The following is an 8936-nucleotide window of genomic DNA, read 5'->3' on the forward strand; positions in this document are numbered from 1 at the left end:
GGCGGTCTGTCCGACAAGGTCGCCGAGATCCTCGGCGGCTGACCCGCACACAGCCCCGGCGAGCAGGGCAGAACCGTATCCGTCCCCGGCCAGGATGGTGGCGGACCTGCCCTGCTCGCGTTCGCGGGCCTCAGGAAACCCCCCACCTCTGCCCCGTCCGCCGGTACGACAGGCGGCCGGGGCAGAGTCCTGTGGAAGTGAGCCCGGCGTTGGGTCCTGGGGCCCATGACCCGACCGTACCGGCGTCGTAACGTTGCGCTTATGTTGCCATCGGGGGTAGTACGTCGGGTTCGTCGTATCCGTCGTCGTGCGCGAGAGGCCTTGCCGCGCACCGACGTTCGGCTGCTGGGCGCTTTGCGTCGATCGCAGCGGGGCCAGGGGGCGATCGAGTATGTCGGCCTGATCGTCGTGGTCGCGGCGATCGTGGGCGCCTTGGTGGGTACGGGGGTTGGGCCGGCGCTCGCCGATGGGATCAGTACGCAGGTCTGCAAGATCACCGGTGGTGGCAATTGCGGTGGTGGCAGTGACTCGGTCGCCGGGGACGATCGGGGCGGCGAAGAGGTCCCGCCCGCTGGCGGTCAGGGCGACCCCGCTGTTGATACGGGTGGTGGCACCGGCAACGACAGTGGTGAGAAGTCGCAGGCGGAGCTGGATTACGAGGCCGCGCTGAAGGAGCTTCAGGACGCTCAGGCGGCTGAGAAGACTGACAGCGACAAGGCGAAGGAAGCGGCGAAGGAGCTCGCCAAGATCCTGGCCGACGAACTCGGCATCACGGATGCGCTGGACTGCATCACCAAGGGCGACATGGGCGCCTGCACGGAGACGCTGATCAATGTGTTGCTCAGTGTCGTCGGTGGCGCGGTGGGCAAGTTGGCGGCGAAGTACGGGGCTCCGTGGAAGTGGAAGAAGGCCGTTGAGCTGGTCAAGAAGCTCAAGAAGCACGGCGGGGACCTCTACGACGGTCTCAAGGGCCTGATCAAGAACCGCAAGCGCGTCGGCGACGCCGAGGACAGACTGGCCGACGCGAAGAAGAAACTCGACGCCGAGAAACCGGACAAACCCAAGGACAAGCCCGAATCCTGCGCCGTCAAACACAGCTTCCTGCCCGGAACTCCCGTACTGCTCGCCGACGGACGCCGGATCCCGATCGAGACCGTACGGACCGGCCAGTGGGTCACCGTCACCGAGCCGTCCAGCGGCCTGACCACCGCCCGTCGCGTCGTCCGCACCATCACCACCCACGACGACAAGGACTTCACCCGGCTGACGGTCCTCTCCGGCTCGGGCACCGCCGCCCTCACGGCGACCGACACCCACCCGTTCTGGCTGAGCGACCAGCGGCGCTGGGCGGACGCCGGGGACATCCGGCCGGGCGCGACGTTCCGTACGGCCGCCGGCGGGGCGCTCCGGGTCCTGGACGTCGACCGCTACACCCGTCAGCGGACGACGTACGACCTGTCCGTCGAGGGCATCCACACGTACTACGTCGGTGTCGGCGCCCAGGAAGCCCTCGTCCACAACAACGACCCGTGCGACAACCCGGACTACGACGAGGATCCGGATTTCGGCATCACGGACAAGAAGCACGGGGAGATCGACAAGCGCCACGGCGCCGACATCGCGGACGGCGTGGACTACAACGTCAAGCGCATCAAGTCCAAGGACCAGCCGGTGGAGGGCGAGACCCCCGCGCAGGCGGCCCAGCGGATCAAGAACGCCGAGGACCACATCATCCCGGGCACGAACGGCGATCCGACGAAGATGGCCGAGTACTTCGCGAAGTTCAAGGACAAGGAATTCACCCACCACGACGCCAGGCCGCCGGACCCCAAGAGGCCGAACTCCCAGTCCGACGCTCTCTACGATGACGAGAAGGGCGTCGTGATCCTCAAGAACGGCACGATGGTCCACGGCTACAAGATGACCCGGGAAGAGTTCGACCGTATTTACAGCAAGGGAGCGAAGCGCAACTGATGATCACCGAGGTGGAGGTCCGGCGCGGCCGGGAGGACGGACAGTATGTCCTGATGGTGGACGACCGTCAGTTCCATCTGCTGCGCCGGGCGGTCATCGTCTTCTCGTACCAGGAGGAGTCCGCGGTCGTCCGGGCCCTCGTCACCGGCGCCGAGGACGTCACCCTGGCGGAGCCGCTCCAGCTGGACGTGTCGTACGACGACGTGGTGCCGGGGCCGGTCGAGCTGACGTTCGCCCAGCTCCACGCGGTGTACGGGATCCTCACGTCGCTGCCGACCGTCACCTGGGCCGAGGAGGAGTTCGTCGAGCGGGTCGGGGACTTCCGCGAGAGCGTCCTGCGGATGGCGCTCGTCCTGCGCTCGGGTCTGCTGACATCGGGGCTGCCGGTATGAGGAATCGGGTACCGGTCAGCCGTACCGGAAACGGCGGCAGCGGCCTGGAAGTACGCCTCACCCCTTCGCAGCTCGAACTGCTGCGCCGCGCCACCGAGGCATTCGACGCCCTCGTTCCCGACCCGGAGCAGCGGCGGTTCGTCCTGGGCGAGGAGGGCGCGGGCCTGGCGGCGCTGTTCGCCGTCGAGCACGACCCGGACCACTCCCTGTCCCTCTCCGCGACGGAAGCCCAACTACGCGCCGCACACGCCCTGTTGACGACCCTCCTCACCATGGTCCCGTCGGAGCGTGCCTTCATGGAGCAGGTCGGCTTCTTCCGGGAGAACGTGGCGGGCGTGGCCCTCGGTCTGCGCCGTGGCGTCGGCGCGGCGCAGTGACGTCATGGTGGGGTCCGAGGACCCATGGAAGGCGGCGCGAGCCGCCGCAGCGTGCGGTACCGGCCAGTGGAGAGCGAGATGGGATTCCGATGAGGAAGCGCACCGCGGGTACGTCACGGCGGACGGGCACGGTCGCCGCCCTGGCCGCGCTCGTGCTGGGGCTCACCACCGCCTGCGGCGGCGGGGACAGCGGCGGCGGCGACGCCGACAAGCCGAAGAAGCCGGACGCCGCCGCCAACGCCACCACGGAGGCGAAGGACCCGAAGGACCCGGGCCAGGTCTCGGAGCCGCCGGCCCTGGAGGAGCAGCCGAAGACGGTCGACCCGAAGGTGAAGGGCGTCGGTGCCGGTGACGGCAAGGAGCTGACCAAGGCCGAGCTGGAGACGGCGGTGCTGGCCACCGGCGACGTCCCGACGTTCAAGGCCGACCCGATGGACGGGCCGCCCGCGCAGGGCGAGAGCGCCGACAAGCCCGCGTGCGCACCGCTCACCGCGATGATCAACGGCAGGCCCGAGCCCGAGCCCTCGGCGGCCGTCTACCGTCAGCTCGTCGGCGCGAAGACCGGCCGGCCCGCCATCTCCGAATTCCTCACCACCCACGGGACACAGGGCGCCACCACCTTGCTCAGCCGGCTGAGCGACGCGGTCAAGGCCTGCGAGGACGGCTTCAAGGGCAGCGGCGCGGGCAGCCCGTCGACGTACTCGGCCGTCAAGCGGATCGACACCCCCAAGGCGGGCGACGACACCCTCGCGTACCAGGTGACGGGCGACTTCGAGGGCGACCCGGTTCCGCTGGTGTTCCATGTCGTACGCGTGGGAGGCACGGTCGCGACCTTCTACACCGCGAACTTCGAGGGCGCCACGACGCCGGAGATACCGTCGATCCTGCTCGCGACGCAGGCCGCGAAGCTCAAGTAGCCGCAACGGGCACGGGGTTACGCACCAGGGGCACGCACCGGGGTCATGCCGTGTCCACGGTCAGCCGCACACCCGGACGCACACCCCACCGTTCCATCGCCCCCGCCTCCGCCTCCAGCACATGCCGCGCCCGCAGCCGGGGCAATGGCATCCGGCCGGGCTTCAGGGTGTGGACGTCGACGACCCGCAACTCCTTGTCCAGATACGCCACATCGATCGTGAAGCCCATCCGGAAGGTGTGCACGCTGCCGCACGGCGTGATCAGCAGCGCGCCGTCGAGCCCGGTCCGTCCGAGCAGGCCGCGCCGCCGTGTGCCGTACGAGGCCGCGATCTCCAGCTCCACCGGCTCGTCGCGGCCCTCGACGGTCAGTCTGCCCTTGCCGTTCTGCCATTTCCCCATGGCGGTAGACCATACGACCCCGCCGCCCGGCTCCCCGCCGCGGAGGCCGATCAAAAGACACGCCCTGGGCCCCGGGCGGCCGGATGTGGGCCCCAGGACCCATGACCCGCGCCCTGGTCCCCTCTAAGGTCGACCTTGTGTACGTCACGCTGATCGTTGTCGCCGTCCTCTGGGGCTCAGCCACCGGGCTGCTCCTGCCGCGCGCCGCGTACCGGCTCTCCGTCGAGCCGGAGACCCCGTACCGCGACAGCTGCGAAGGCGGACACCCGATCACCGGGCCCGCCAAAGGCTGGCTCGGGACGGCCGGTTGTGCGACCTGCGCGGCGGCGGGCGGCGTCGTGACGACCGCCGGCCGGGCCACCGCGTCCCCGGGGCACGCGGAGGCCGGCGAGGCCGCGCTCACCCGCGCGGACCGGGCCCCGGCGGCTGACACCGACGCGTCGCAAGACAGCCGGGCCGACGACACGGCCGAGGCGCCGGACACCTCCGCCGCCCCTCAGCCCGTCCTGCGCGGCGCGCGCTACGTCCCCTCCGTCTACGTCATCCTCGTCACCGCCCTCGTCTGCGGCGTGCTCGCCGCCGCCACCGGGCCCCGCCCCGAACTCGCCGTATGGCTGCTGCTCGCGCCCTTCGCCGTACTGCTCGCGCTCGTCGACCGCAACGTGCACCGCCTCCCCGACCAGCTGACCCTGCCGCTCGCGGCGGCCTCCGCCGCGCTGCTCGGGATTGCCGCGCTCCTCCCGCACGACGGCGGCTCCTGGCCGACCGCGCTTCTGGGCGGACTCGTGCTCGGCGGCTGCTACTTCGTGCTCTTCCTCATCAACCCGAACGGCATGGGCTTCGGCGACGTCAAGCTCGCGCTCTCGCTGGGTGTCGTGCTCGGCTGGTACGGCTGGCTGGTGCTGTTCGTCGGCGCGTTCGCCGGGTTCCTGCTCGGGTCGCTGTACGGGCTCGGGCTGATGGCCCTGCGCCGGGCGAACCGTAAGTCCGCGATCCCCTTCGGCCCCTTCATGATCACCGGGGCGCTGCTCGGCATGGTGCTCGGCGCTCTCGCCGTCTGACGGCCCGTTCCTCCAGGGTTCCTCCGGCGACCCGCGCGAAATCCGTTCGCGGCCCGTACGACGCTCCTGCGACCATCCCCTCATGCCCGCCGAGCCCCGTCCCCGTCCCCGCCCTCGCGGCTTCGACGACCTGGTCGCCGAGGCCGGCGCCGTCTCCGTGGAAGGCTGGGACTTCTCCTGGCTGGACGGGCGTGCGACGGAGGAGCGGCCCCCGTGGGGCTACGCCCGTTCCATGGCCGAGCGGATGGGCCGCGCCACCGCCGCGCTCGACATCCAGACCGGGGGCGGCGAAGTCCTCGCCTCCGTAAGGAGGTTGCCGCCGCTGACCGTGGCCACCGAGTCCTGGCCGCCGAACGTCGCCCGCGCCACCGCGCTCCTGCACCCGCTCGGCGTGGCCGTCGTGGGCGACCACGCCGAACCGCCGCTGCCCTTCGCGGACGAGGCGTTCGATCTGGTCGTCAGCCGCCACCCGGTGAAGGTGTGGTGGACGGAGATCACCCGCGTCCTGCGGCCCGGCGGCAGCTACTTCTCCCAGGAGGTCGGACCGGCCAGCGTCTTCGAACTGGTCGAGTACTTCCTGGGACCGCTGCCGCCCGACAGCGCCGCCGCGCGCGACCCCGAACTGGCCAGGGCGGCGGCCGAAGCGGCGGGGCTCGACGTGGTGGATCTGCGGACGGCGTCGCTGCGCACCGAGTTCCACGACATCGGCGCCGTCGTCTACTTCCTGCGGAAGGTGATCTGGATGGTGCCCGGTTTCACGGTCGACCGGTACCGGGACCGACTCGGCGCCCTGCACCGTCGTATCGAGACCGAGGGCCCCTTCGTGGCCACCACGACACGCTTCCTGATCGAGGCGGTCAAGCCCTCCTGAACCGCGGCGCGTACCCACACCCGGGCGTGCGCGCCGAGGCGCGCCGTCGTGTGGGTCATCTGCCGCCACCGCGTCCTCCGGCCCCTCGTACACTTCCCCGTGGCGGAGTACTGCCATCCTGGTAAGTATCGGCATCCGGCGAGGAGTTGACAGTGAAGCGACAGCCCGGGAATCCCTTCACCTGCGGTCTCGACGCGGCGGTCGCCGTCGTCGGCGGCAAGTGGAAACCGATGATCCTTTGGGCGCTGGGCGCGGGAGGCGTGCTGCGCTTCGGCGAACTGCGGCGGCAGATCGACGGGGTCAGCGAGAAGGTGCTCATCCAGCAGCTGCGCGAGCTGGAGGCCGACTCCATCGTGCGGCGCGAGGTCTACCGGGAGGTGCCGCCGCGGGTCGAGTACTCCCTCACCGAACTGGGAGAGGCGCTGAACGCGGCGCTGGTCCCCCTCGGCGAGTGGGGCCACACCCATATGGACGTCATCGTCGCGAACAAGCGGAAGACGGCGGAGAAGGCCGCCGCTGTCTGATCCGCCGAATTCCGGATCCGCTGAACTCCCGATCCGCGAACTCCCGATCCGCGAACTCCCGAATCGCCGAACTCTCGATCCACCGAACTCAAAACCGCCGAACCGCCGTCACCGCCACGCCGGCGCCCCTCCCGCCATCCCCGCCGGAGTACTCCCATCGGGTGGCGACTTCTCGCCAATCAAAAGCCCCGAACAGCGCGCTCAGCCCCGCTGTCCAGGGCCTTTTACGTGTCCGGCGCAGCGATCCGGCAACTCCGGAGCGTAGCGGTGGCCGTGCGTGGCACGCAGCATCACTTACGAAGGGTTATGGTGGAAACCCCCCCTCGGGCCGGTCCGTATCCCCCCCACGGACCGGCCCGTTTTTTCACGTCCGCACCTCATTCGGTTCCGGACAGGCCCGCCTTCAGCCTCGTGCTCAGCTCCGCCCGGCCCAGATGTTGGTGCCCTCGGTGTCCACGGCGAAGGCGTCGATCTCCTTCAGCTCCTCGGCCGACAGCGTGGCCCCGGACAGCGCCGCGACGTTCTCCTCCAGCTGCTTCACGCTGGACGCGCCGATCAGCGCCGACGTCATCCGCTCGTCGCGCAGCACCCAGTTGATCGCCAGCTGCGCCAGCGACTGACCGCGCCGCCGCGCGATCTCGTTGAGCCCGTTCAGCCTCCGCACGACCTCGTCCGACAGCAGGTCCGGGTCCAGGGACTTGCCCTGCGTGGCCCGCGATCCCTCCGGGATCCCCTTGAGGTACTTGTTCGTGAGCAGACCCTGCGCCAGCGGTACGAAGGAGATGCAGCCCATGCCGGCCGACTCCAGCGTGTCGAGCAGACCGTCGTCCTCGATCCAGCGGTTGATCATCGAGTAGGAGGGCTGGTGGATGAGAGCGGGTACGCCCATCTCCTTGAGCAGCCGTGCCGCCTCGGCGGTCTGCTCCGCGTTGTACGACGACACGCCCACGTACAGCGCCTTGCCCTGCCGCACCGCGGACGCCAGGGCGCCCATCGTCTCCTCAAGAGGCGTGTGCGGGTCGAAGCGGTGCGAGTAGAAGATGTCGACGTAGTCGAGGCCCATCCGCTTCAGGGAGGCGTCCAGAGACGACGTCAGATACTTACGGGATCCCCACTCCCCGTACGGGCCCGGATGCATCAGATATCCGGCCTTGGTCGAAATGATCAATTCATCCCGGTAGGCCGCGAAGTCCCGCGCGAAGATCTTGCCGAAATTCAGCTCGGCCGATCCGGCCGGGGGTCCGTAGTTGTTCGCCAGGTCGAAGTGGGTGACACCCAGGTCGAAGGCGCGGCGCAGGATCGCGTGCTGCGAGTCGAGGGTCCGGTCGTCACCGAAGTTGTGCCAGAGGCCGAGGGAGAGAGCGGGCAGCTTCAGGCCGCTGTGTCCGCTGCGCCGGTACTCCATCGAGTCGTACCGGTCGTCGGCTGCGAGGAAAAAGGGGGATTCAGTCACGAGTCCTTCCCTATCACGGACTTGTGACAGACCGGGTTGGGCCGTCGCGCCGCCCGCGCAGTAATGTGACGGCTTCGGGTGCCTGGGGCTGTCCCCCTTTTTCGCGGACGGCTCTCCCTGCGGTGACGGGCGGCCCCGCGGTCCGCCCGGCGGGCGGTCCCCATCAGAAATCGAGAGGTGGACTCAGTGAACTTGCGCGACCTGGTGTACGGGCTCTACGCACGCCGGGTGGAGAGGCGCCTCGATCACACGCAGGTGCTGCCCAAGCACATCGGCGTCGTCCTCGACGGGAACCGTCGCTGGGCCAAAGCCTCCGGCGGCACCACCGAACAGGGCCACAAGGCCGGTGCCAGCAAGATCCAGGAGCTGCTCGGCTGGTGCGACGAGACGGACGTCGAGGTGGTCACCCTGTGGCTGCTGTCGACGGACAACTTCGAGCGCGCCGACGACGAGCTGATCCCGCTCCTCGGCATCATCGAGAACGCCGTGCGCGATCTCGCGGCCGACGGCCGCTGGCGCGTCCATCACGTCGGCACGATGGACCTGCTCCCCTCCCGTACGCAGACCGTCCTGAAGGAGGCCGAGCAGGCCACGGACGGCAACACCGGGATACTGGTGAATGTCGCCGTCGGCTACGGCGGCCGGCAGGAGATCGCCGACGCCGTCCGCTCCATGCTCCTGGACCACGCGAGCAAGGGCACCTCTTTCGAGGAGCTCGCCGAGATAGTGGACACGGACCTGATCGCCTCGCATCTCTACACCCGCGGCCAGCCCGACCCCGACCTGGTGATCAGGACGAGCGGGGAGACGCGTCTCTCGGGCTTCATGCTCTGGCAGAGCGCCCATTCGGAGTACTACTTCTGCGAAGTCTTCTGGCCGGCTTTCCGCAAGGTCGACTTCCTGCGAGCGCTGCGTGACTACGCGGCGCGACACCGCCGCTACGGAGCCTGACCCCGCCCCCGCAAGC

The 8936-nt window shown here is 69.5% G+C and carries 10 protein-coding genes; 8 read left to right on the forward strand and 2 right to left on the reverse strand.

Annotated elements, in window-relative coordinates:
- Positions 1 to 354: 354 nt before the first annotated feature.
- The 4 genes from P3L51_RS33190 (at position 355) to P3L51_RS33205 (ending at position 3660) form a co-directional block, all read left to right on the forward strand.
- Positions 355 to 1974 carry a Hint domain-containing protein gene (locus P3L51_RS33190; protein ID WP_354609062.1) on the forward strand — a complete coding sequence of 540 codons (1620 nt, stop codon included), beginning with the start codon at positions 355 to 357 and terminating at the stop codon, positions 1972 to 1974.
- Positions 1974 to 2366 (forward strand): hypothetical protein, encoded by a 393-nt coding sequence (locus tag P3L51_RS33195; protein WP_354609063.1) that lies wholly within the window; start codon positions 1974 to 1976, stop codon positions 2364 to 2366. Before P3L51_RS33190 ends, P3L51_RS33195 begins: the two co-directional genes overlap by 1 nt.
- Entirely contained in the window at positions 2363 to 2743 is a 381-nt protein-coding gene (locus tag P3L51_RS33200) for a hypothetical protein (protein WP_354609064.1), read from the forward strand. The genes P3L51_RS33195 and P3L51_RS33200 overlap by 4 nt, the downstream gene beginning before the upstream one ends.
- An 89-nt stretch (positions 2744 to 2832) precedes the next feature.
- Positions 2833 to 3660 (forward strand): hypothetical protein, encoded by an 828-nt coding sequence (locus tag P3L51_RS33205; protein ID WP_354609065.1) that lies wholly within the window; start codon positions 2833 to 2835, stop codon positions 3658 to 3660.
- Positions 3661 to 3703: 43 nt separating this feature from the next.
- Here the strand turns inward: P3L51_RS33205 and P3L51_RS33210 are convergent, their stop codons facing one another.
- Positions 3704 to 4060: a DUF192 domain-containing protein gene (locus P3L51_RS33210; RefSeq protein WP_354609066.1), complete on the reverse strand. Its 357-nt coding sequence runs from the start codon at positions 4058 to 4060 to the stop codon at positions 3704 to 3706.
- A 101-nt stretch (positions 4061 to 4161) separates the two neighbouring features.
- Between P3L51_RS33210 and P3L51_RS33215 the strand changes: the two genes are divergently transcribed.
- The 3 genes from P3L51_RS33215 to P3L51_RS33225 all read left to right on the forward strand — a co-directional run bounded on the left by P3L51_RS33215 (position 4162) and on the right by P3L51_RS33225 (position 6516).
- Positions 4162 to 5121 (forward strand): prepilin peptidase, encoded by a 960-nt coding sequence (locus tag P3L51_RS33215; protein WP_435594582.1) that lies wholly within the window; start codon positions 4162 to 4164, stop codon positions 5119 to 5121.
- Positions 5122 to 5203: 82 nt separating this feature from the next.
- A complete protein-coding gene (locus P3L51_RS33220) occupies positions 5204 to 5992 on the forward strand; it encodes a class I SAM-dependent methyltransferase (protein ID WP_354609067.1) in 789 nt (262 codons plus the stop codon).
- Between the two features lie 146 nt (positions 5993 to 6138).
- Positions 6139 to 6516: a winged helix-turn-helix transcriptional regulator gene (locus P3L51_RS33225; protein WP_354609068.1), complete on the forward strand. Its 378-nt coding sequence runs from the start codon at positions 6139 to 6141 to the stop codon at positions 6514 to 6516.
- A 415-nt stretch (positions 6517 to 6931) separates the two neighbouring features.
- Here the strand turns inward: P3L51_RS33225 and mgrA are convergent, their stop codons facing one another.
- Positions 6932 to 7969: an L-glyceraldehyde 3-phosphate reductase gene (gene mgrA, locus P3L51_RS33230; protein WP_354609069.1), complete on the reverse strand. Its 1038-nt coding sequence runs from the start codon at positions 7967 to 7969 to the stop codon at positions 6932 to 6934.
- Between the two features lie 186 nt (positions 7970 to 8155).
- Here mgrA and P3L51_RS33235 point away from each other — a divergent pair, with 186 nt between their 5' ends.
- Positions 8156 to 8920 (forward strand): isoprenyl transferase, encoded by a 765-nt coding sequence (locus tag P3L51_RS33235; protein ID WP_354609070.1) that lies wholly within the window; start codon positions 8156 to 8158, stop codon positions 8918 to 8920.
- Positions 8921 to 8936 lie beyond the last annotated feature (16 nt).

Source organism: Streptomyces panacea (assembly GCF_040560175.1).
GTDB lineage: Bacteria > Actinomycetota > Actinomycetes > Streptomycetales > Streptomycetaceae > Streptomyces > Streptomyces panacea.